The sequence below is a fragment of the Blastococcus xanthinilyticus genome, assembly GCF_008124835.1.
GTDB classification, from domain to species: domain Bacteria; phylum Actinomycetota; class Actinomycetes; order Mycobacteriales; family Geodermatophilaceae; genus Blastococcus; species Blastococcus xanthinilyticus.
In genome coordinates this window covers 1-21466 of the sequence record NZ_VNHW01000023.1, presented here as the reverse complement: position 1 = coordinate 21466, position 21466 = coordinate 1, and the positions used below count along the sequence as shown (strand labels likewise).

20 protein-coding genes are annotated in these 21466 nt (G+C 73.2%); 16 read left to right on the top strand and 4 right to left on the bottom strand.

Going from position 1 to position 21466, the window contains the following annotated elements:
* Positions 1–129: 129 nt before the first annotated feature.
* The 3 genes from BD833_RS21580 (at position 130) to BD833_RS21570 (ending at position 2457) form a co-directional block, all read left to right on the top strand.
* Positions 130–1068 (top strand): hydroxymethylglutaryl-CoA lyase, encoded by a 939-nt coding sequence (locus tag BD833_RS21580; protein WP_208092820.1) that lies wholly within the window; start codon positions 130–132, stop codon positions 1066–1068.
* A complete protein-coding gene (locus tag BD833_RS21575) occupies positions 1065–1580 on the top strand; it encodes a flavin reductase family protein (RefSeq protein ID WP_243737875.1) in 516 nt (171 codons plus the stop codon). The genes BD833_RS21580 and BD833_RS21575 overlap by 4 nt, the downstream gene beginning before the upstream one ends.
* 70 nt (positions 1581–1650) lie before the next feature.
* Complete coding sequence (locus BD833_RS21570) at positions 1651–2457, top strand: hypothetical protein (RefSeq protein WP_166535219.1); 807 nt, start codon at positions 1651–1653, stop codon at positions 2455–2457.
* 19 nt (positions 2458–2476) lie between these two features.
* On the opposite strand, the gene BD833_RS21565 is transcribed toward BD833_RS21570, so the two are convergent.
* From BD833_RS21565 to BD833_RS21555, 3 genes are all read right to left on the bottom strand, one after another.
* Positions 2477–2905: a hypothetical protein gene (locus tag BD833_RS21565; RefSeq protein WP_166535218.1), complete on the bottom strand. Its 429-nt coding sequence runs from the start codon at positions 2903–2905 to the stop codon at positions 2477–2479.
* Complete coding sequence (locus BD833_RS21560) at positions 2898–3263, bottom strand: hypothetical protein (protein WP_166535217.1); 366 nt, start codon at positions 3261–3263, stop codon at positions 2898–2900. Before BD833_RS21560 ends, BD833_RS21565 begins: the two co-directional genes overlap by 8 nt.
* Before the next feature lie 141 nt (positions 3264–3404).
* A complete protein-coding gene (locus BD833_RS21555; RefSeq protein WP_166535216.1) occupies positions 3405–4397 on the bottom strand; it encodes an aldo/keto reductase in 993 nt (330 codons plus the stop codon).
* A gap of 148 nt (positions 4398–4545) precedes the next feature.
* Here BD833_RS21555 and BD833_RS21550 point away from each other — a divergent pair, with 148 nt between their 5' ends.
* The 6 genes from BD833_RS21550 (at position 4546) to ngg (ending at position 12024) form a co-directional block, all read left to right on the top strand.
* Positions 4546–5508: a siderophore ABC transporter substrate-binding protein gene (locus BD833_RS21550; protein ID WP_166535215.1), complete on the top strand. Its 963-nt coding sequence runs from the start codon at positions 4546–4548 to the stop codon at positions 5506–5508.
* 22 nt (positions 5509–5530) lie between these two features.
* Entirely contained in the window at positions 5531–6565 is a 1035-nt protein-coding gene (locus BD833_RS21545; protein WP_166535214.1) for an ABC transporter permease, read from the top strand.
* The gene (locus tag BD833_RS21540; protein WP_166535213.1) at positions 6562–7560 is read left to right on the top strand and encodes an iron chelate uptake ABC transporter family permease subunit; all 999 of its coding nucleotides are present in this window, start codon (positions 6562–6564) and stop codon (positions 7558–7560) included. The genes BD833_RS21545 and BD833_RS21540 overlap by 4 nt, the downstream gene beginning before the upstream one ends.
* A 13-nt stretch (positions 7561–7573) precedes the next feature.
* A complete protein-coding gene (locus BD833_RS21535; protein WP_166535212.1) occupies positions 7574–8332 on the top strand; it encodes an iron ABC transporter ATP-binding protein in 759 nt (252 codons plus the stop codon).
* 138 nt (positions 8333–8470) lie between these two features.
* A complete protein-coding gene (locus BD833_RS21530; RefSeq protein WP_166535211.1) occupies positions 8471–10255 on the top strand; it encodes an N-acetylglutaminylglutamine amidotransferase in 1785 nt (594 codons plus the stop codon).
* Positions 10256–10266: 11 nt separating this feature from the next.
* The gene (ngg, locus tag BD833_RS21525; protein ID WP_243737874.1) at positions 10267–12024 is read left to right on the top strand and encodes an N-acetylglutaminylglutamine synthetase; all 1758 of its coding nucleotides are present in this window, start codon (positions 10267–10269) and stop codon (positions 12022–12024) included.
* A 91-nt stretch (positions 12025–12115) separates the two neighbouring features.
* On the opposite strand, the gene BD833_RS21520 is transcribed toward ngg, so the two are convergent.
* Positions 12116–13213 carry a CaiB/BaiF CoA transferase family protein gene (locus BD833_RS21520; protein WP_208092819.1) on the bottom strand — a complete coding sequence of 366 codons (1098 nt, stop codon included), beginning with the start codon at positions 13211–13213 and terminating at the stop codon, positions 12116–12118.
* Positions 13214–13305: 92 nt separating this feature from the next.
* Here BD833_RS21520 and crcB point away from each other — a divergent pair, with 92 nt between their 5' ends.
* The 7 genes from crcB to BD833_RS21485 form a co-directional block, all read left to right on the top strand.
* Complete coding sequence (gene crcB / locus BD833_RS21515; protein ID WP_166535209.1) at positions 13306–13680, top strand: fluoride efflux transporter CrcB; 375 nt, start codon at positions 13306–13308, stop codon at positions 13678–13680.
* A complete protein-coding gene (locus BD833_RS21510; RefSeq protein ID WP_166535208.1) occupies positions 13677–14033 on the top strand; it encodes a fluoride efflux transporter FluC in 357 nt (118 codons plus the stop codon). The genes crcB and BD833_RS21510 overlap by 4 nt, the downstream gene beginning before the upstream one ends.
* Before the next feature lie 49 nt (positions 14034–14082).
* On the top strand, positions 14083–15498 hold the full coding sequence (locus BD833_RS21505) for an alpha,alpha-trehalose-phosphate synthase (UDP-forming) (RefSeq protein ID WP_166535207.1): 1416 nt from the start codon (positions 14083–14085) through the stop codon (positions 15496–15498).
* The gene (gene otsB, locus BD833_RS21500; protein WP_166535206.1) at positions 15495–16226 is read left to right on the top strand and encodes a trehalose-phosphatase; all 732 of its coding nucleotides are present in this window, start codon (positions 15495–15497) and stop codon (positions 16224–16226) included. The genes BD833_RS21505 and otsB overlap by 4 nt, the downstream gene beginning before the upstream one ends.
* A gap of 303 nt (positions 16227–16529) precedes the next feature.
* Complete coding sequence (locus BD833_RS21495) at positions 16530–18137, top strand: methyl-accepting chemotaxis protein (RefSeq protein WP_166535205.1); 1608 nt, start codon at positions 16530–16532, stop codon at positions 18135–18137.
* 310 nt (positions 18138–18447) lie between these two features.
* Complete coding sequence (locus BD833_RS21490) at positions 18448–20073, top strand: methyl-accepting chemotaxis protein (protein ID WP_166535204.1); 1626 nt, start codon at positions 18448–18450, stop codon at positions 20071–20073.
* 286 nt (positions 20074–20359) lie between these two features.
* Positions 20360–21466 (top strand): MCP four helix bundle domain-containing protein (locus BD833_RS21485; protein WP_166535203.1); only part of this gene is annotated, 1107 nt, incomplete at its 3' end.

The window sequence follows — 21466 nt, the reverse complement described above, 5'->3', positions numbered from 1 at the left end:
TGCGTGACGGCCCCGACGATCTGCCCCCCCGGACCGGCCGGACCCGCTCCGGAACGCCTGATCGAGGGAACGAGCGCCGGGGGGTGGAGGATGCGGGAACTACCCGTTCGTCGCACCGAGGAGACGCAGATGTTCGATTTCGATCTGGTGCTGCCGCGATCGGTGGACATCCGGGAGGTGGGCATGCGCGACGGCTTGCAGCTGGAGGCGCCGGTGCCCCTGGAGGGCAAGCTGGCGATGCTCGAGGCGCTCGTGGCCACCGGCGTCCGGCGGATCGAGGCGACGTCGTTCGTGTCGCCGAAGGCCGTGCCGGCGCTCGCGGACGCGGACGCCGTCGCCGCGGAGCTCTCCCGCTGGCCCGGGGTGCACTGGTCTGCACTGGTGGCCAACCCGCGCGGCGCGGTCCGGGCGGTGGACTCCGGCGTCGCCGACCTCGAGTACGTCGTCTCCGCCTCCGACGGGCACAGCCGCGCCAACGCCGGCCGCAGCACCGCGGAGGCGGTCGCGGCCGTCGGCGAGATCGCCGCCCTCGCCCACGGCGCCGGGGGGTCGCTGGAGGTCATCATCGCCACGGCCTGGGACTGCCCCTTCGACGGCCGGACGCCGGTGGGCCGGACGGTCGACGTCGCCCGGGCCGCCGTCACCGCCGGGGCCGACCAGCTGTGCCTGGGCGACACCATCGGGACGACCACGCCGCTGCGGGTGGTCACCCTCGTCGACGCGGTGCGGCGGGCGTGCCCGGGGACCGCCGTGGGCGTGCACTTCCACGACACCCGGGGCACCGGCCAGGCCAACGCGCTGGCCGCCGTGCAGGCCGGCGTCACCCAGCTCGACGCGTCGGTGGGCGGGCTGGGCGGCTGCCCGTTCGCCCCCGGGGCCAGCGGCAACATCGCCACCGAGGAGCTGGTGTACATGCTCGAGGAGTCCGGCGTGCACACCGGCCTGGACCTCGACGCCCTGCTGGCCGCCGCCCGCGTCACCGAGGAGGCCGTGGGCCACGAGCTGCCCAGCTCGCTGTACCGGGCCGGCGGCCGGTCCGTCCCGCGGTCGGCGGAGGCCCGCCGGTGACCGGAGGAGCGCCCTCCGAGCCGCCCCGGATCGTCGACCCCCGGGTGATGCGCGACGTGCTCGGGCACTTCGCCTCGGGGGTCACCGTCGTCACCGCCGACACCCCCGACGGCCCGATCGGCTTCACCTGCCAGTCGTTCAGCTCGCTGTCCCTGGACCCGCCGCTGGTGGCGCTGGCCCCGGCCCGCACCTCGCAGACCTGGGCCCGGCTGCGCGACATCGGCCGCTTCTGCGTGAACGTGCTGGCCGAGGGGCAGGACGCCGTCTCGCAGACCTTCGCCCGGTCGGGCACCGACAAGTTCGCCGGGGTGCGCTGGACCCCCAGCGCCCACGGCTCACCGGTGCTCGACGACGTGGTGGCCTGGATCGACGGCGAGCTGTGGGCGGAGTACGACGGCGGCGACCACACCATCGTGGTGGCCCGGGTGCTCGACCTCGGCGCCGCGCCCGACCGGCGCCCGCTGCTGTTCCACCGGGGCGCCTACGGCCTGCTGCGCAGCGGAGAGCCCTGATCACGGTTCCCCGGGCCCCTGCCGGGGCACGGACCCCCCGGGCGCAGGACCCCGACCCGAGGAGGATCCGATGGGACTGCTGGACCGGCTCTTCGGCCGCAGGCGGCGCTACGACGACGCGGCCTACTCCGGTTACGACGCCGGGCCCCAGCCGCGCCACGACCAGGGCCACGACCAGGGCCATGGCCAGGGATATGGCCAGGGATATGGCCAGGGATATGGCCAGGGATACGGGCAGGGGTACGGCCAGGCGCCGCCGCGGTCGGCCGACGAGCAGGCGATCGAGCGCTACCGCTACCTGCTGCGCACCGCGCCACCGGACCAGATCGAGCAGGCCCACGCCGAGGCGTTCGCCCAGCTCACCGCCGAGCAGCGCCGGGAGGTGCTGGCCCAGCTCAGCGACGGGGTGCCGGCCGGTGAGCGGCCGACCGGCGACGACCCGCGGGCGCTCGCCCGCGCCGCGACCCGCGCCGAGCTGCGCCGGCCGGGCTTCATGGAGCGCACCTTCGGCCCCTCCGGCGGGGGGTACGGCCAACGTGGCGGCTATGGCCCTGGTGGCGGCTACGGCGGGCCCGGCATGGGCGGGCTGATCGGCGGCAGCATGCTCGGGACCATCGGTGGCCTCGTCGTCGGCACCGCGGTGGCCGACGCGCTGTTCGACACCGGCATGGGCGACGGCGGGCTGTTCGGCGGTGGCGACGAGGAGGCCTACGCGGCGGGCTACGAGGACGGCGCCGGCGGGGACGCCGGCGGCGACTACGGCGGCGACTACGGCGGCGACTTCGGGGGCGGGGACTTCGGGGGCGGGGACTTCGGGGGCGGGGACTTCGGGGGCGGGGACTTCGGGGGCGGGGACTTCGGGGGCGGGGACTTCTGACCGCCCCCGACCGCCCGGGTCAGCTCCTGCCGCGCCCGGTGCGGCGCAGGAGCAGCAGCCCGAGCACCGGCAGGACCAGCGGCACGTAGCCGTAGCCGCGGCCGTACCCGGACCAGACCGTCTCGTCGGGGAAGGCGGCCGGGTCGGCCAGCGACAGCGTGCCCACCACCAGGACCCCGGCCAGCTCCACCCCGATCGCCGCCAGTGCCGTGCGCCGGCCCCGCGCCCCGCGCGCCAGACCCACGGTGGCCACCACGTAGACCAGCGCGGCGAACGCCGAGAGCAGGTAGGCGACCGGGGCCTCGGCGAAGCGGGTCGCCAGCTGCACGGTGGCCCGGGAGCCCGCGGCGAGGGCGAAGATGCCGTAGACGAGGACGAGCACCCGGGCCGGGCCCGCCGTCCCCGTGGTGCCGGCCTCGGCCGGCCGGCCGAACGCCCGGTCAGGCACCGGTGGCCTCCCACAGCTGCAGCAGCCGCCACACCATGACCCCGACCGCGGCGGCGGCCACGGCCAGCACCGTCCCGGCCCAGCGGGTGCGCTCCGCCTGCGCCCACAGCACCCCGGCGACCGGGATGAGCACCACGCCGGCCAGGTAGCCGAGGAACGTCGGGGTGTCGGCCGGGGTGTCGCCGCCCGCCATGGCGACGACGGCGAGCACGGCCTGGACGAGCAGCAGGGCCAGCAGCAGGCCGGCGCCGGCCAGGTGCACGAGGCCGATCCGCCGACCGGCGGCCGTGGAGGCCAGCCCGAGGCCGGTCAGCAGCGCCGCGACGACGGTGACGGCGACGACGAGCGGCAGCGTCACCGGGCCCCTCCGGGGCGGGAAACGGGTGCCGGCACCCGCCCATCCTCCCGCGCCCCCGCGGCCCCGCCGCAGCGGGCCGCCGTCGGCCGGTCCCGGGACGCGCCCGGGCCTGCGAGGGGGTGGGGAGGACGCGGTCCTCCGTCAGCGGTGCACGGTGGACATGTCCGGGTAGCGGTCGCCGGCCGTGGCGCCGACGGGAGCGGCCTGCTCCAGCGCCCGCAGGTCGTCGTCGGTGAGCCCGACGTCCGCGGCGGCGGCGTTCTCCTCCAGGTACCGCACCCGCTTGGTGCCCGGGATCGGCACGATCGCCGGGTTGCCCGCGCGATCGGACTGCGCCATCACCCAGGCCAGCGCCAGCTGGGTGGACGTGACGCCCTTGGCCTCGGCGATCTCCCGCACCCGGTCGACCAGCCGGAGGTTCTGCTGGAACGCCTCGCCCTGGAACCGCGGGTTGTGCCGGCGGAAGTCGCCGGGGTCGAGGTCGTCGATGCTGCGGATCTGCCCGGACAGGAACCCGCGGCCGATCGGGGAGTAGGCGACGAAGCCGATGCCGAGCTCGGCGCAGGTGGCGAGCACGCCGTCGTCCTCGGGGTCGCGGGTCCACAGCGAGTACTCGGTCTGCACCGCGGTGACCGGCTGGACGGCGTGGGCGCGGCGGATGGTGTCCGGTGCGGCCTCGGAGATGCCGGCGTGCCGGATCTTGCCCGCCTGCACCAGCTCGGCCAGCGCGCCCCAGGTGTCCTCGATCGGCACCGAGGTGTCGACCCGGTGCTGGTAGTAGAGGTCGATGACGTCGACGCCGAGCCGCTGGAGCGAGGCGTCGCAGGCGCTGCGCACGTAGTCCGGCGCGCCGTTGACGCCGCGGAAGGAGCCGTCCTCGCCGCGCTCGTTGCCGAACTTGGTGGCCAGCACCACCTCGTCGCGGCGGCCGGCGATCGCCTTGCCGACCAGCCGCTCGTTGGTGAACGGGCCGTACATGTCGGCGGTGTCCAGGAAGGTGACCCCCAGGTCGAGGGCCCGGCCGATGGTGCGCTCGGCCTCGGCCTGGTCGCCGGTGCCGTAGAACTCGCTCATCCCCATGCAGCCCAGGCCCTGGGCGGAGACGGTCAGGCCGGCGAGCGTGCGGATCTGCATGCGCCGCTCCTGCCCAGCCGCGGCGAGGTCAACCGCCGATCGCGGGGCGCATCGCCGAACCCCCCGACGTTCCGCTTCCGGAACCGGTGTGGCAGTTTAGGGCCGCCTTACTAAGGCATGCCTCACCTTTGCCTCGACAGGAGTTCCCTTGCGTACCAGCGTCCGGCCGCTCACCGCCCTCGCCCTGCCCCTCTCCGCCGTCCTGGCGCTGTCCGCGTGCGGGGGCGAGGACTCCGCGAGCGCCGCCGGTGAGGGGGCCGCGAGCTCCGGGGCGGCCGAGGTCACCGTCAGCCACGCCCAGGGCGAGACCACCGTCCCGGTCGACCCGGAGACGGTCGTGGTGTTCGACGTGGGGGCGCTGTCGACCCTCGACAGCCTCGACGTCGACGTCACCGGCGTGCCGGAGGCGGCCTACCCCGAGTCGCTGGAGAAGTACGCCGGCGACGAGTACACGAAGGTCGGCTCGCTGTTCGAGCCCGACTACGAGGCGGTCAACGCCCTGGAGCCCGACCTCATCATCGTCGGAGGCCGCTCCGCGGCGGCGTACCCCCAGCTGGCCGAGATCGCGCCGACGATCGACCTCACCGTCGACAACGCCGACTTCCTCGAGTCCTTCGAGGAGCGGGTCACCTCGCTCGCCGAGGTGTTCGGCGAGGAGGACGCCGTCGCCGACCGGCTCGCCGCCCTCGACGAGCGGGTGGCCGAGGTGAAGGCCGCCGCGGCGGATGCCGGTACCGGCCTGTTCGTGATGACCAACGCCGGTGAGCTGGCCGCCTACGGCCCGGACACCCGGTTCGGCATGGTCTACGACGAGCTCGGCGTCACCCCGGCCGACGAGAACCTCACCGCGGCCGATCACGGTGACGCGATCTCTTTCGAGTACCTCGCCGAGAAGAACCCCGACATGCTGTTCGTGCTGGACCGGGACGCCGCGATCGGCCAGTCCGGCACCGCCGCCGAGCAGGTGCTCGACAACGAGCTGGTCGCCGCCACGTCCGCGGCGGAGGACGACGAGATCCACTACCTGGACTCGTCGGTCTGGTACATCGCCCCGACCGGCCTGCCGTCGGTGGAGAGCATGGTCGAGGAGATCGCGGCCGCGGTCGAGTGACCCCTCGCCGGACGCACCGCCCATGACCCGCAGCACGGCCGACGCCGCCCCTCCCTCGGTCTCCCCACCGGCGGAGGGGCGCCGTCGTGGTGTCCGCAGGTGGCACGTGGTGACGGCGCTGCTGCTCCTGCTCGCCGCCTCGCTGGCCTCGCTGTCCATCGGCGTCACCGAGCTGTCGCCGCTGGACCTGCTCGATCCGGACGAGGCGCAGGCGCGGGTGTTCCTCGTCAGCCGGGTCCCCCGGCTGGCCGCGATCCTGCTGGCCGGGTCTGCGATGGCCGTCGCCGGGCTGGTCATGATGTCGCTGACCCGCAACCGCTTCGTCTCGCCGCAGACCGCCGGCACGACGGAGTGGGTGGGGCTCGGGATCGTCGTGGCCACGCTGTGGTTCGGCGGTACCTCGCTGATGGGCAAGATGGTCATCGCGTCCGTGTTCGCGCTGGCCGGCACCTTCTTCTTCGTCTGGCTGCTGCGCCGGATCGTGCTCACCGACATGATCGTGGTGCCGCTGGTCGGCATCCTCCTCGGCGGCGTGGTGCTCGCGGCGACCATGTTCCTGGCCTACCGGTTCGACCTCCTGCAGTCGCTGGACGCCTGGATGAACGGCGACTTCTCCGGCGTGCTGGCCGGGCGCTACGAGCTGCTCTACCTCGTGCTGGCCGCGACGGTGGTCGCCTACCTGTACGCCGACCGCTTCTCCGTGGCGGGCATGGGCGAGAGCTTCGCGATCAACCTGGGGATCGCCTACACCCGCGTGGTCACCATCGGGCTGGTCATCTCCTCGGTGGTCACCGCGATCGTGGTGGTGAGCGTGGGGTCCATCCCCTTCCTCGGCCTCGTGGTGCCGAACCTGGTCACCCTGGCGATGGGGGACAACCTGCGCCGGGTCCTGCCCGTGACCGCGTTGACGGGTGCGGCGTTCGTGCTCGTGTGCGACGTGCTCGGCCGGACCATCCGCGCTCCGTACGAGATCCCGGTCGGCACCATCGGCGGGGTCATCGGCGGCGTCCTGTTCATCGCGCTGCTGCTGCGCGCCCGCACGAAGGGCGCCTCGTGACCCGCACCCTCACCGGCCCCGCCGTCCCGACGGCCGAGCAGCGGGCCACCCGCCGCCGGCGGACCCTCGTCGTCCTCGCGGTGCTCGCGGTGGCCGCCGGCGCCGCCTTCCTCACCGTCGGTGTGACCGGCTCGTGGGATTACGCGCTGATGATGCGCAGCCGCCGGGTCGCGGCCATGGTCGTGGTCGCGGTGGCCGTCGCGTTCTCCACGGTGCTGTTCCAGACGGTGACCAACAACCGGATCCTCACCCCGGAGATCATGGGGTTCGACCGGTTGTTCGTGCTGATCCAGACCGCCGGCGTCTTCTTCCTGGGCGCCGGCACGGTGACCTCGACCGATCCCCGGATCCGCTTCGCCGTCGAGGTCGTCGCGCTCGTCGCTTTCGGTGCCGTGCTCTACAAGACGCTGTTCAGCCGCACCGAGCGGGACGTCTTCGTGCTCGTGCTGCTGGGGGTGGTGCTGGGCGCCATGTTCACCAGCCTCACGCTGCTGGTCTCCCGGCTCATCGACCCCAACGAGTTCCTCACCCTGCAGGACCTCGCCTTCGCCAGCTTCAACACCGTCGACCAGCAGCTGCTGGTGCTGTCCGCGGTCGTCGTCGGCATCGTGGCGGCCGCCGTGTGGCGGCTGCTCCCCCGGCTGGACGTCGTGGCGCTGGGCCGGGACACGGCGCTCGGGCTGGGCGTGGAGCACCGGCGGGTGGTCAACCGGGCGCTGGTGGCCGTGGCGGTGCTCGTCGCCGTCGCCACCGCCCTGGTCGGCCCGATCACCTTCCTCGGCCTGCTGGTGGCCAACCTGGCCCGCCAGCTTCTCGGCACCCACCGCCACGCCTGGGTGATCCCCGGGGCGGCCCTCCTGGCGGTCCTGGCGCTGCTCGGCGGGCAGCTGGTGCTCGAGCAGGTCTTCGGTTTCAACTCCAGCCTGAGCATCGTCATCAACTTCGTGGGCGGCATCGTCTTCATCGCCCTGCTCGTGAGGGAGCCGCGCCAGTGAGAGGGCAGCAGCAGTGATCGAGATCGAATCCGTCTGCAAGTCCTACGGCGGGGCCCGCGTGGTCGACGACGTCTCGGTGACCGTGCCCGCCGGGGGCATCACCTCCCTGATCGGGGCCAACGGCGCCGGCAAGTCCACCCTGCTGTCCATCGCCTCCCGGCTGCTGCCCGCCGACAGCGGCCGGGTGCTGGTCGACGGCATGGACGTGGCCCGCACCCCCGGGCCGGTCCTCGCCCGCCGCCTGGCCGTGCTGCGCCAGGAGAACACGATGACCGTGCGGCTCACCGTCCGGGAGCTGGTCGCGTTCGGGCGCTTCCCGCACTCGGGGGGCCGGCTGACCGCCGAGGACCGGGCGCGGATCGGCGAGGCACTGGACTGGTTCGAGCTCGCCCCGCTCGCCGACCGGCACCTCGACCAGCTCTCCGGAGGGCAGCGGCAGCGCGCGTACGTGGCCATGGTCATGTGCCAGGGCACCGACTACGTGCTGCTCGACGAGCCGCTGAACAACCTGGACATGCGTCACTCGGTCCAGATGATGCGGATGCTGCGCGGCATGGCCGACGAGCTGGGCCGCACCGTCGTCCTCGTCGTCCACGACGTGAACGTCGCCTCGGCCTACTCCGACCGCATCGTGGCCATGCGGGACGGGCACCTGGTCGCCGCGGGGCCCACCGCCGAGCTCATGACGCCGGAGCTGCTGCGCAAGGTCTTCGACGTCGAGGTGGACGTCCACGAGCTCGGCGGCCGGCGGATCGCCGTGCCGTGGAGCTGATCGCCAGCCCACGGCGGGCGGGACGCCGGGGCCGTTCTCCGGTTCCACGTGGAACCGGGCGTGAGGTGGACCACGATCGGCCCCGGATCGGTGACCTCGGCCTGCGATCGGCCCCCCGCAGGAGTTAGATCGTTGTGCATGTGCGGCCTCTGCGGCGAGATCACGTTCGACGGTTCGACGGCTGACACGACCGCGGTCACCCGCATGGTCGAGGCCTTGGTGCCCCGGGGCCCGGACGGCCAGGGCTCGTGGAGCAACGGCCGGGTGGCCTTCGGGCACCGCCGGCTCTCGGTCATCGACCTCTCCACCTGCGGCTCCCAGCCGATGGTCGACAACGAGCTGGGCCTGACCGCGGTGTTCAACGGCTGCATCTACGACTACCAGGAGCTGCGGGCCGAGCTGGAGGGCCACGGCTACCGGTTCTTCTCGCACAGCGACACCGAGGTGATCCTCAAGGGCTACGCCCACTGGGGCGTCGACGTGGTGCAGCACCTGCACGGGATGTTCGCCTTCGTCATCGCCGAGCGGGACACCGGCCGGGTCGTCATGGCCCGCGACCGGCTGGGCATCAAGCCGCTCTACCTCTCCGAGACGCCGGGCAAGAAGCTGCGGTTCGCCTCCACGCTGCCGGCGCTGCTGCGCGGCGGCGGCGTCGACACCTCCATCGACCCGGTGGCGCTGCACCACTACCTCTCGTGGCACGCGGTCGTCCCGGCCCCGCGGACCATCCTCAACGGCGTCCGCAAGCTCCCCCCGGCCACCGTCCGGGTCATCGAGCCCGACGGCGCCAGCCGCGAGCACCGCTACTGGGAGGCGACCTACGAGCGCCGTCCGGAGCACGCGGGCTGGTCGGCCCGCGACTGGGAGGACGCGATCGAGGAGGCGCTGCGGGTCGCCGTCCGCCGCCGGCTGGTCGCCGACACCCCGGTCGGCGTGCTGCTGTCCGGCGGCCTGGACTCGAGCCTGATCGTCGGCCTGCTGGCGCAGGAGGGGCAGCGGGGCCTGGCCACGTACTCGATCGGCTTCGAGTCGGTCGGCGGCCGGGAGGGCGACGAGTTCCAGTACTCCGACGTCATCGCCGAGCGCTTCGGCACCGACCACCACCGCATCCGGGTCGGCTCCGACGAGCTCGCCGGCGCGCTGGGGCACGCGATCGGGGCGATGGCCGAGCCGATGGTCAGCCACGACGTCGTCGCCTTCGACCTGCTCAGCGAGCGGGTCAGCCAGTCGATCAAGGTCGTGCAGTCCGGCCAGGGCGCCGACGAGGTGTTCGCCGGCTACCATTGGTACCCGCCGCTGGCCGGGGTCGGCCGCGAGCAGGCGGTGCAGACCTACGCGAAGGCGTTCTTCGACCGCGACCACGCGCAGATGGCCAGGGTGGTCTCCGACCGGTACGCGCTGGCGGAGGATCCGAGCCTGGCGTTCGTCCGCGCGCACATGGAGGCCGCCGGCGCCGAGACCGCCGTGGACGCCGCGCTGCGCCTGGACAGCGAGATCATGCTGGTCGACGACCCGGTCAAGCGGGTGGACAACATGTCCATGGCCTGGGGCCTGGAGGCCCGGGTGCCCTTCCTCGACCACGACCTGGTCGAGCTCGCGGCCCTGTGCCCGCCGGAGCTGAAGCTCGCCGACGGCGGCAAGGGCGTGCTCAAGGCGATCGGCCGGCGGATCATCCCGCCGGAGGTCATCGACCGGCCCAAGGGCTACTTCCCGGTGCCGGCGATCACCCACCTGCAGGGCAAGGTGCTCGACCTGGTGCGCGACGCGCTCGCCAGCGACGCCGCCCGCGACCGCGGCCTGTTCCGGCCCGAGTACGTGCGCGAGCTGCTCGCGGAGCCCAACGGCGACCTCACCCCGCTGCGCGGCAACAAGCTGTGGCAGCTGGGGCTGCTCGAGCTGTGGCTGCAGACGCACGCGGCCTGAAGGAGATGACGATGGCACCCCGGCTGGCCGGCCACCGACGGCGGACGGCGGTGACCAGCACCCCGGCGCTCACCGACCGCTCCTGGCGGGAGCCCTCGGACCACCAGCGGCAGGGCATGGCCTCCGACGTCGTGCTCGACATGGGCTGGGGGCGGCTGGTCTTCGGTCAGACCTTCTCCGACCTGGCCGGGATCGTCGACGCGCTGCGCGCGGAGGAGAGCGGCGAGCGCGACATCTGCATCTACCCGCGGGACCCGCACGTGCTGGTCGGGCTCGCGCCCGACGAGCTGTTCATCGACCCGAGCTACACCTACCGCCTCGACCTGCACCGCTACCGGGCCCGGGCCGAGCTGATCCGCGGGGTGTTCGTCCGCACCGCCACCTCGCGGGCGGACATGGTGGCCATCAACGAGCTCTACGCGACGAACGGCATGGTGGTCGGGGACGCCGACGTCATGTGGAGCAACCACCGCACCCGGTGCTTCACCTACCTGGTCGCCGAGGACCGGCGCACCGGGAAGATCATCGGCACGGTGACCGGGGTGGACCACACGCTGGCCTTCGACGACCCGGAGGGCGGCACCAGCCTGTGGTGCCTGGCGGTGCACGCCCAGGACGCCCCGCCCGGCGCCGGTGAGGCGCTGGTGCGGGTGCTCGCCGAGCGCTACGTCGGCCGGGGGCGCGCCTACGTCGACCTCTCGGTCCTGCACGACAACTCCGGGGCCATCGCGCTCTACCGCAAGCTCGGCTTCGGCCGGGTGTCCGCGGTGTGCGTCAAGCGGAAGAACCCGATCAACACCCCGCTGTTCGCCGCCCGGCCGCCCGGGCTGGAGAACCTCAACCCCTACGCCCTGGTCATCGCCGAGGAGGCGCTGCGCCGCGGGGTCCGGGTGCAGGTGACCGACGCCGAGTGGGGCGAGATGCGGCTGTCGCTGGGCGGCCGGACCGTGCTCACCCGCGAGTCGCTGTCGGAGTTCACCACCGCGGTGGCCATGAGCCGCTGCGACGACAAGCGGGTGACCCGCCGGATCATGGAGCGCGCCGGCGTCCGGGTGGCCCGGGGCGCACGGGCGACCGCGGAGGACCTCACCGCGGCGTCGGCCCTCATGCGGGAGATCGGCGCCGTGGTGGTCAAGCCCGCGCGCGGCGAGCAGGGCAAGGGGATCACCGTCGGCGTGAAGGGGGACGCCGCGCTGCAGCGCGCGGTGCAGCACGCCGCCCAGTTCTGCCCCGACGTCCTGGTCGAGGAGCTCGTGGCCGGCGACGACCTGCGGGTGGTGGTCATCGACCGGGAGGTGGTGGCCGCCGCGGTCCGTCGGCCCGCCGAGATCATCGGCGACGGCCGGACCACCGTCGCCGACCTGGTGCGCACCACCAGCCGCCGACGCGAGCGGGCGACCGGGGGCGAGTCGCGCATCCCCCTGGACGACACGACGGTGGAGGTCATCGACGAGGCCGGCTACGCGCTGGACGACGTCCCGCGCAACGGCGAGCGGATCCAGGTGCGGCGCACGGCCAACCTGCACACCGGGGGGACGATCGAGGACGTCACCGACCGGCTGCACCCGGACATCGCCGCCGCCGCGGTGCGGGCGGCCACGGCGCTGGACATCCCGGTGACCGGCATCGACTTCCTGGTGCCGGACGTGACCGGCCCCGAGCACGTGTTCATCGAGGCCAACGAGCGGCCCGGGCTGGCCAACCACGAGCCGCAGCCGACCGCCGCCCGCTTCGTCGACCTGCTGTTCCCGGAGACCCGCCGCCGCTGACCCCTCTGATGATCAGGTCACCTGATCGTTCCGGGTCCTGGCTCACGGTCGACGGTGAGCCAGGACCCCATGCGGTGAGCCAGGACGGCTCTCAGAGCCCGAGCTCGGTGCGGATCTCCTCGCTGTGCTGCCCCGGTGCGGGAACCCGGCCCACCGAGCCGGGCGTTCGGGAGAACCGCGGGGCGACGGCGGGCTGCCGGACGCCGTCGACCTCGACGAAGACGCCTCGGGCGCGGTTGTGCCCGTCGTCCATGGCCTCCAGCAGCGACCACACCGGCGCGACGCAGGCGTCGGTGCCCTGGAACACCGACCACCACTCCGCCCGGGTACGGGTCGCGAACACCGCCGCGAACCGCTCCCGCAGCTCCGGCCACCGGCGCGGGTCGGCGCGGTCGGGGAGCGTGTCGTCGCCGGCGAGGCCCAGGCCGGCGACCAGCGCGGCGTAGAACTGCTCCTCGAGCGCCCCCACGGCCAGGAACTCCCCGTCGGCGCAGCGGTAGACGTCGTAGAAGGGCGCCCCGGTGTCGAGGAGGTTGCGCCCGCGCCGGTCGGTCCAGGCGCCGGCGTCGAGCATGCCGTGGATCATCGTGGTCAGGACGGCGGTGCCGTCGACGATCGCCGCGTCGACCACCTGGCCGCGGCCCGTGGCGCGGGCGGAGATCAGCGCGGCCAGCACCCCCAGGGCGAGGAACACCCCCCCGCCGCCGAAGTCGCCGAGCAGGTTCAGCGGCGGGGCGGGCCGCTCGTCGGGGCGCCCGCTGGCCCCCAGGGCACCGGTCAGCGCGATGTACCCGATGTCGTGGCCGGCGCTGTGCGCGAGCGGGCCGGTCTGGCCCCACCCGGTCATGCGGCCGTAGACCAGCGCCGGGTGCTCCCCCATCAGCTCCTCCGGGCCCAGGCCGAGCCGCTCCATGACCCCCGGCCGGAAGCCCTCGGTCAGGACGTCGGACCGCCGCACCAGGGCCCGCACCACGTCCAGGTCGGCGGGGTCCTTGAGGTCGAGCGCGATCGACCGCTTGCCGCGGTCCAGCAGCGACGTGGCGCCGAGCGAGCCCACCAGCCCGGCCCGGGCCCCCCGGCGGTCGATCCGGACGACGTCGGCGCCGAGGTCGGCCAGGAGCATCCCGCAGAACGGGCCCGGGCCCAGCCCCGCGAACTCGACGACCCGCACACCCTCCAGCGGCCCCACGGCGTCCTCCCCTGCACGGGGCCGGCGGCGTGCGACCCTCCCGTGGGCACTCTGCCCGACACCGCGACCGGAAGGGAGGGGCAGGTACGGCGATGGCCTACCTCCTCGCGGCGCTCGGCGGCGTCCTCGGTGCGCTGGCGCGGTGGGGGCTGGCCGTGGCGCTACCCCCCTCCCCCGCCGGGTGGCCGTGGGCCACCCTCCTGACGAATCTGACCGGCTGCCTGCTGATCGGCGTCCTGCTGGCCGTGCTCGCCGGCCGCTCCCCCGAGCCGCCGTGGGCACGGCCGTTCCTCGGGGTGGGCGTCCTCGGCGGCTACACGACGTTCTCGGCCTTCGCCGTGGAGGTCGTCGGCCTGGTCGACGACGGCCGGGCGCTCCTCGCCGCGGCGTACGTGGCGGCCTCCGTCGTCGGAGGCGTCGTCGCTGTCGCCCTGGGCGCCGCGCTGGCCCGGCGGCCGGCCCGGTGACGCCGCTGCTGGTCGCCCTCGGCGCCGCAGCGGGCGCGCCGCTGCGCCTGCTGGCCATCCGGATCGCGGGCCGGGACGGGCGGGACGCCGCCAGGGGCACGCTGGCGGTCAACGTCGCCGGGAGCGCGGCGCTGGGCCTGCTGCTCGGGTGGAGCGCCGTCCCGCCGGCGGTCGTGGCGCTGCTGAGCACCGGCTTCTGCGGCGCGCTCACCACCTTCTCGACCTTCGGGACCGACGCCGTCGGGCTGCTGGAGCGGCGCGCGACGGTGCGCGCCGCGGGGTACGTGGCGGCCACGCTCCTGCTCGGCATCGGTGCCGCAGCCGGCGGATTCGTGCTCGGCCGGACGGTCTGACCGCACCCGGGGCGCGCGGCGGGGGTCGGCTGGATAGGGTCGGGGCGGTATGGCCGATAACACGGAAGAGAAGGTCGGGGCGGACAGTCCCGTCGTCGTGGTGGCCAACCGGCTCCCGGTCGACCAGGTGACCGACCCCGACGGCAGCGTCCGCTGGCAGCGCAGCCCCGGCGGGCTGGTCACCGCCCTGGAGCCCTTCGTGGCGGGCCGGGGCGGCGCCTGGGTGGGCTGGTCGGGCTCGGCCGGGGAGGCGCCGGAGCCCTTCGAGCAGGGCGGGATGTCGCTGATCCCCGTCGGGCTCAGCGAGGAGGAGGTCGACCACTACTACGAGGGCATGTCGAACGCCTCCCTCTGGCCGCTCTACCACGACGTGGTGGAGAAGCCGGAGTACCACCGGCACTGGTGGGACACCTACGTGCAGGTCAACAAGCGGTTCGCCGAGCGCGCCGCCGCCGTGGCCGCCGAGAACGCCATCGTCTGGGTGCACGACTACCAGCTGCAGCTGGTCCCGGCGATGCTCCGCCAGGTCCGGCCCGACCTCACCATCGGCTTCTTCCTGCACATCCCGTTCCCGCCGTACGAGCTGTTCACCCAGCTGCCCTGGCGCTCGGCGGTCATCGAGGGCCTGCTCGGCGCCGACCTGGTCGGCTTCCAGCGGCCGTCGGCCGCGGCGAACTTCGTCCAGCTGGCCCGCCGGCTGCACGACCTCGGCTGCCGCCGGAACCAGATCGACTACGACGGGCGGGTCGTCACCGCGAAGGCGTTCCCGATCTCGATCGACGCCGCCGCCTTCGACGAGCTGGCCCGCTCCCCCGAGGTGATCGCCCGGGCCGAGGAGATCCGCACGGAGCTGGGCAACCCCACCAAGATCGTCCTCGGCGTCGACCGGCTGGACTACACCAAGGGCATCAGCGTCCGGCTCAACGCCTTCGAGGAGCTTCTCCAGGACGGCGCGCTGGAGGCGCCGGGCACGGTGCTGGTGCAGGTGGCGACCCCCAGCCGCGAGCGGGTGGAGCACTACGTGCACATGCGCGAGACGATCGAGCAGCAGGTGGGCCACATCAACGGGGTCTACGGCTCGATCGCCGGGCCGGCCGTGCACTACTTCAACCAGTCGATGCCGCGCGAGGAGCTGGCCGCCCTCTACCGCGCCGCCGACGTCATGCTCGTGACCCCGTACCGGGACGGGATGAACCTCGTCGCGAAGGAGTACGTCGCCGCCCGCGGTGACCTCCGCGGTGCCCTGGTGCTCTCCGAGTTCGCCGGCGCCGCCGCGGAGCTCAAGCAGGCCTTCCTGGTGAACCCGCACGACATCGCCGGGGTGAAGAACCAGCTGGTGCGGGCGCTGCGCATCGAGCCGGCCGAGGCGGCGAAGCGGATGCGCGCCATGCGCCGGCACCTGTTCCGCAACGATCTCGAGCACTGGGCCGGCTCGTTCTTCGAGGCGCTGCGGGGGCAGGCGTGACGCTCCCCGCCGAGCTGACCGATGCCCTCGCCGGGCTCGCCGGCCGCCGGCCGCTGCTGGTGGCCAGCGACTACGACGGCGTGCTGGCCCGGTTGCGCGACGACCCCGCGGCCGCGGTGCCCGAGCCCGGGGTCGCCGAGGCGCTGGAGCGGCTGGCCGCGGTGGAGGGTGTCGTCGTCGCGCTGGTCAGCGGTCGGGGCGTCGAGGACCTGCGGCGGACCAGCGGGCTGTCCGGTCCCTTCCGGTGGGTGGGCAGCCACGGTGCCGAGCACGACGGCCCCCTGGCGCCGGAGCTCGCCGGCCGCCGGGACGGTCTCGCCGACGAGCTGCGGCCGCTGGTCACCGCGGTTCCCGGGGCACGCCTCGAGGTGAAGCCGGCCAGCGTGGCGGTCCACGTCCGGCAGGTGGCCGACCGCGCCTTGGCGGCCGAGCTGCTGGCGCAGGCCCGCGCGCTCGGGGATCCGTCACTGACGATGAAGCCGGGCAAGGACGTCCTCGAGCTGGCGGTCACCGACGCCGACAAGGGTGGCGCGCTGCGCCGGCTGGTGGCCGAGCTGGGTGCCGCGGCCGCGGTGTACCTCGGCGACGACGTCACCGACGAGGACGGGTTCCGGGCGCTCGGTCCCGACGACGTGACGGTCAAGGTGGGGGACGGCGAGACCGCCGCCCGGTTCCGGGTGGCCGGTCCGGAGGACGTCGTCGAGCTGCTGGGGCGGCTCGCCGCCTGACCCGGCGAGGACGGGCGGCGCCGCCGGCGCCCGACACGACCGGCACCGCCGTGGGCGGTCACGACTCCGGCCGGATCGACAATTCCGGCCCTCCCGCCCGGGCTCGGTGGAATGTGCGCCGCTGCCCGTCGGTGACCATTCCGTCCGTGTCGACACATCACCTCGGAAGGGTCCGTGATGCGGTGTATGCATCACGATCTGGAAATGGTATGCGTGGGGCGCGCCATTCCAACCGTGGAGTCACAACACTGACCCGCGTCGCCACATCCGGCGCAGCAGCCTCTCCCCCCTGGACGGTCTCCCGTGCGCTCCTCCGCTCCCCCACCAGTCGCCGCGCGACCTGCCGGGTGGTTCGCCGACCGCCCGCTCGCCGTCAAGTTCGGCATCCTGATCGGCGTCGTCGTCCTCGCCTTCGGCGCCCTGCTCACCGCGGTGCTGGTCGGCAACGCCGCCGCGCGCGACGTCAACACCGAGCTGCGGCACCTCAACGAGGCCGAGGAGCTGGTCCTGCAGCTGGACACCCGCGCCAGCGAGCTGAAGGTCGACGGCTTCAAGACCCTCGTCCGGGTCGACCCCGAGGCGCAGCTGGCCGAGCTCGCCGACGACATCGCCACCCCCGAGGCCATGCTGGCCGAGCTGGCCACCGTCCCGCTCACCGGCGCCGCCGCCGAGTCGGTGGCCGGCCTGGCCGACAGCTTCGAGGCCTACACGGACGCCATCACCGCGTGGGTCGACCTCGCCGTGGCCGACCCGGTGGCGATGCGCGGCCGCTGGGAGGAGATCCAGGCGGCGAACGACCTGTCCGACGGTGCCGTCAGCGAGGCGAAGGACGTCCTCGCCGCCGAGAGCGACGCCGCGCAGGTGCGCCTGGACGACGCGCTCGCGCAGGCGGCGCTCACCGCCGAGATCGCGGCTGCCCTCGGCCTGCTGCTCATCGTCGGGATCAGCGTGCTGACCCTCCGCTCGGTCACCCGGCCGGTCCGCCAGGTGAAGGCCTCGCTGACGGCGCTCGCCCAGGGCGACCTGACCGTCGCCACCCGCGTCACCTCCCGGGACGAGGTCGGTCAGATGGCGGCCTCCCTCGACGCCGCCTGCGCCTCCCTGCGCGAGGTCCTGTCCTCGGTGGCCGGCTCGGCGGATGCGGTGGCGGCGAGCAGTGAGGAGCTGTCGGCGTCGTCGGCGCAGATCTCGGCGGGTGCCGAGGAGACCGCGGCGCAGTCCGGTGTGGTGTCCGGTGCTGCGGAGGAGGTCTCGCGCAGCGTGCAGACGGTGGCGGCGGGTGCGGAGGAGATGGGCGCCAGCATCCGGGAGATCGCCAGCAACGCGGCCGAGGCCAGCCAGGTGGCGGCGCGTGCGGTGACCGCGGCGGAGACCACCTCGGCGACGGTGGCGAAGCTGGGTGAGTCCTCGGCGGAGATCGGCAATGTGGTGAAGGTGATCACGAGCATCGCGGAGCAGACGAACCTGCTGGCGCTGAACGCCACGATCGAGGCCGCCCGGGCCGGTGAGGCCGGCAAGGGCTTCGCGGTGGTGGCCAACGAGGTGAAGGAGCTGGCGCAGGAGACGGCGAAGGCGACCGAGGACATCGCCCGCCGGGTGCAGGCCATCCAGGGCGACACCGGAGCTGCCGTCGACGCGATCGCCGAGATCTCCTCCATCGTCGCGCAGATCTCCGACCGCCAGACCACGATCGCCTCGGCGGTGGAGGAGCAGACGGCGACCACCAACGAGATGTCGCGGTCGGTGCAGGAGGCCGCCGGTGGCACGACGCAGATCGCGGAGAACATCTCCGGGGTCTCCACCGCCGCGGAGTCCACCACCCAGGCGCTGACCCAGACCCGCACCGCGGTCGACGAGCTGTCCCGGATGGCCGCCGACCTGCGCACCGCCGTCGGGAAGTTCACCTACTGACCGCAAGCGGCCGAGCCGGCCGCACTCCGGCACCGAAGGGTGCATGACCATTCCCGGCCATTCGTCTTCGGCGTCTCGCGCAGGCGTCCGAACCATTCGTCGCTCCTCGGGATGGCGCCATGTCGACACTCGGAGAACGGTCGACTGGCGATCTTTCCAGGCGCCGCGACACGCTACATAAACAGCGTCGGTCGCTTCTTGTTGCGCCTACATTTTGCCCTGTCACACCGCGCCACCCGTGGCCGGCGCACCGGCCTCATTCCACAGTGCCGTCCACTATCTGCGCACACCATCCATCCTGGAGAACCCGATGACCACCGTCCCCACTCCCCCGCCGTCCCGCTCGCTGCTCTCCCACTGGACCGACCGGTCGGTGAAGACCAAGGTGCTCAGCGCCGTGTCGGTAACCGCTCTGGTCGCCGGCGGGATCGGTCTGATGGGGATCAACGGCATGGAATCGGCGGCCGAGAAGGCCCATGGTCTCTACGAGACCAACTTCCAGGGCGCCATGAACGCCGCCGTCATGGACGGCCTGCTCAACGACATCCGGGTGAGCGCTCGGGACGCGCTGCTGGTTCCCACGTCTGAGCTCACGGTCGAGGAGTACGAGAAGATGGAGGGCTTCAAGCTGTCGATCGAGGAGGAGCTCGACTCCTTCCTCGTGACGGCGGATGAGGACGAGCGTGTCGCGATGGAGGAGCTTCGAGCGGAGCTCGAGGAGTACGTCGCTCTGCAGAACGAGCTGCTCAAGCCCAGGGCGCTGGCCAATGACGTGGTCGGCTGGAACGAGGTGAACGGCGCTCAGCTGAAGCCCCTGATGACGGAGCTCACCGAGGGCGTGCAGGCGATCGTCGACGACCAGCGCAGCCAGGCCGCTGGCGCCGCGGCTGCGATCCAGGACAGCGCCGAGGCCACTCGCCAGATCACGATCATCGTCATCATCGCCGGCATCCTGCTCGCACTGGGCCTGGGGTACGTCGTGGCCGCCGGGGTCGCGAAGGGTGCTCGCCGGGTGCAGGACGTGACCGAGGCCTTGGCGGCCGGTGACCTGACCAGGACCAGCGGCCTGAAGAGCAAGGACGAGCTGGGACGGATGGGCGCGTCGCTGGACGAGGCGGTGGTGAACCTGCGTGCGGTGATGGCGTCGGTGGTGTCGTCGGCGGATGCGGTGGCGGCTTCTTCGGAGGAGCTGTCGGCGTCGTCGGCGCAGATCTCGGCGTCGGCGGAGGAGACCTCCGCGCAGTCCGGTGTGGTGTCCGGTGCTGCGGAGGAGGTCTCGCGCAGCGTGCAGACGGTGGCGGCGGGTGCGGAGGAGATGGGGGCGTCCATCCGGGAGATCGCGACGAACGCGGCCGAGGCCTCGGAGGTGGCGGCCCGTGCGGTGACCGCGGCGGAGACGACGACGGCGACGGTGGCGAAGCTGGGTGAGTCCTCGGCGGAGATCGGCAATGTGGTGAAGGTGATCACGAGCATCGCGGAGCAGACGAACCTGCTGGCGTTGAACGCCACGATCGAGGCCGCCCGTGCCGGTGAGGCCGGCAAGGGTTTCGCGGTGGTCGCGAACGAGGTGAAGGAGCTGGCGCAGGAGACGGCGAAGGCGACCGAGGACATCGCCCGGCGGGTGCAGGCGATCCAGGGCGACACCACCGCGGCGGTCGCGGCGATCGGGGAGATCTCGACGATCGTCGCCCAGATCTCCGACCGGCAGACCACGATCGCCAGTGCGGTGGAGGAGCAGACGGCGACCACCAACGAGATGTCGCGGTCGGTGCAGGAGGCCGCCGGTGGCACGACGCAGATCGCGGAGAACATCTCCGGGGTGTCCACCGCCGCGGAGTCCACCACCCAGGCGCTGACCCAGACCCGCACCGCGGTCGACGAGCTGTCCCGGATGGCCGCCGACCTGCGCACCGCCGTCGGGAAGTTCACCTACTGACCGCAAGCGGCCGAGCCGGCCGCAAACCCCGACCTCGCGACGAGCGCATGACCACACCGGTCATGCGCTCGTCGCCATTGTCCGGCCTTTCCCGGATCGCGGTCCGCGCTGGGGTATCGAACGGCTCTGAATGTCGACATGCGGCCTCCCATATTCAGTCACCGAACAGTTTCGGTACGTCGTGCGACACGTACTCCTCAGGCGTCCGAATTGGAGCCGTAAAGGCCATGATTGGTGGCAGCGCACAGGCGGCACGCCTGGCGGAACGACGACCAGGAGTATGGACATGGCACTGACCGAGGTGGACGCAGCACCACGATTCTCTGACAGCCGGTTGCTCAACTGGTGGGCCGATCGCGGGGTGAAGACCAAGGTCCTGTCGGCCGTGGGCGTGGCTGCTGCAGCCGCCGCGGCCACCGGCATCGTGGGCACCGTGGCGCTGAACTCCGCGTCCCAGACCGCTGAGGACCTGTACCGGGACAACGTCACCAGCGTCATCTCCGTGGGCAAGATGATCGACGACGTCCAGACCTTGCGGGTGCTCTCCCGCAACGCCGCGCTCGCGGCCGGCCCGACGGACGCTCAGGCGGCACTGGACAAGATCCCCACCGTGCTGGCGCAGTACGAGGCCGACCAGGCTGCCTACAGCGAGTTCGGGATGACCCCGGAGAAGCAGGTCGTGGTGGACGAGGCGGCGGCCGCTGTCGACGAGTGGGCCTCCTTCCTCGACGGCACGCTCGCTCCGCTCGCCCTGTCCGGTGACACCGCGGGCTGGGTCACGGCGAACAACGAGAATCTTCTGCTGACCGAGGTGTCGCAGTCGCTCACCGAGCTGCGGGACGCCGAGAGCGACGCCGCGATGACGGCCTCCGAGGCGGCCGTGGCGACCGCGTCGGACGCCGGCACGACGATGATGGTGCTGCTGGGGGCCGGCATCCTCGCCGCCGTCGGCGCTGCCCTGTTCGTGGCCGCGGGGCTGGGCCGGGGAGTGCGCTGCCTGCAGGACGTCGCCGAGGCTCTCGCCGCCGGCGATCTGACCAAGGCCAGCGCGTGGGGCACCAAGTGCGAGATGGGTCAGATGAGCACCGCCCTCGACAAGGCGGTGGCGAACCTGCGCTCGGTCATCACGGCGGTCGGCAGCTCGGCCGACGCGGTCGCCGCGTCGTCGGAGGAGCTGTCCGCGTCGTCGGCGCAGATCTCGGCGGGTGCCGAGGAGACCGCGGCGCAGTCCGGTGTGGTGTCCGGTGCCGCGGAGGAGGTCTCCCGCAGCGTGCAGACGGTGGCGGCGGGTGCGGAGGAGATGGGCGCCAGCATCCGGGAGATCGCCAGCAACGCGGCCGAGGCCAGCCAGGTGGCGGCGCGTGCGGTGACCGCGGCGGAGACCACCTCGGCG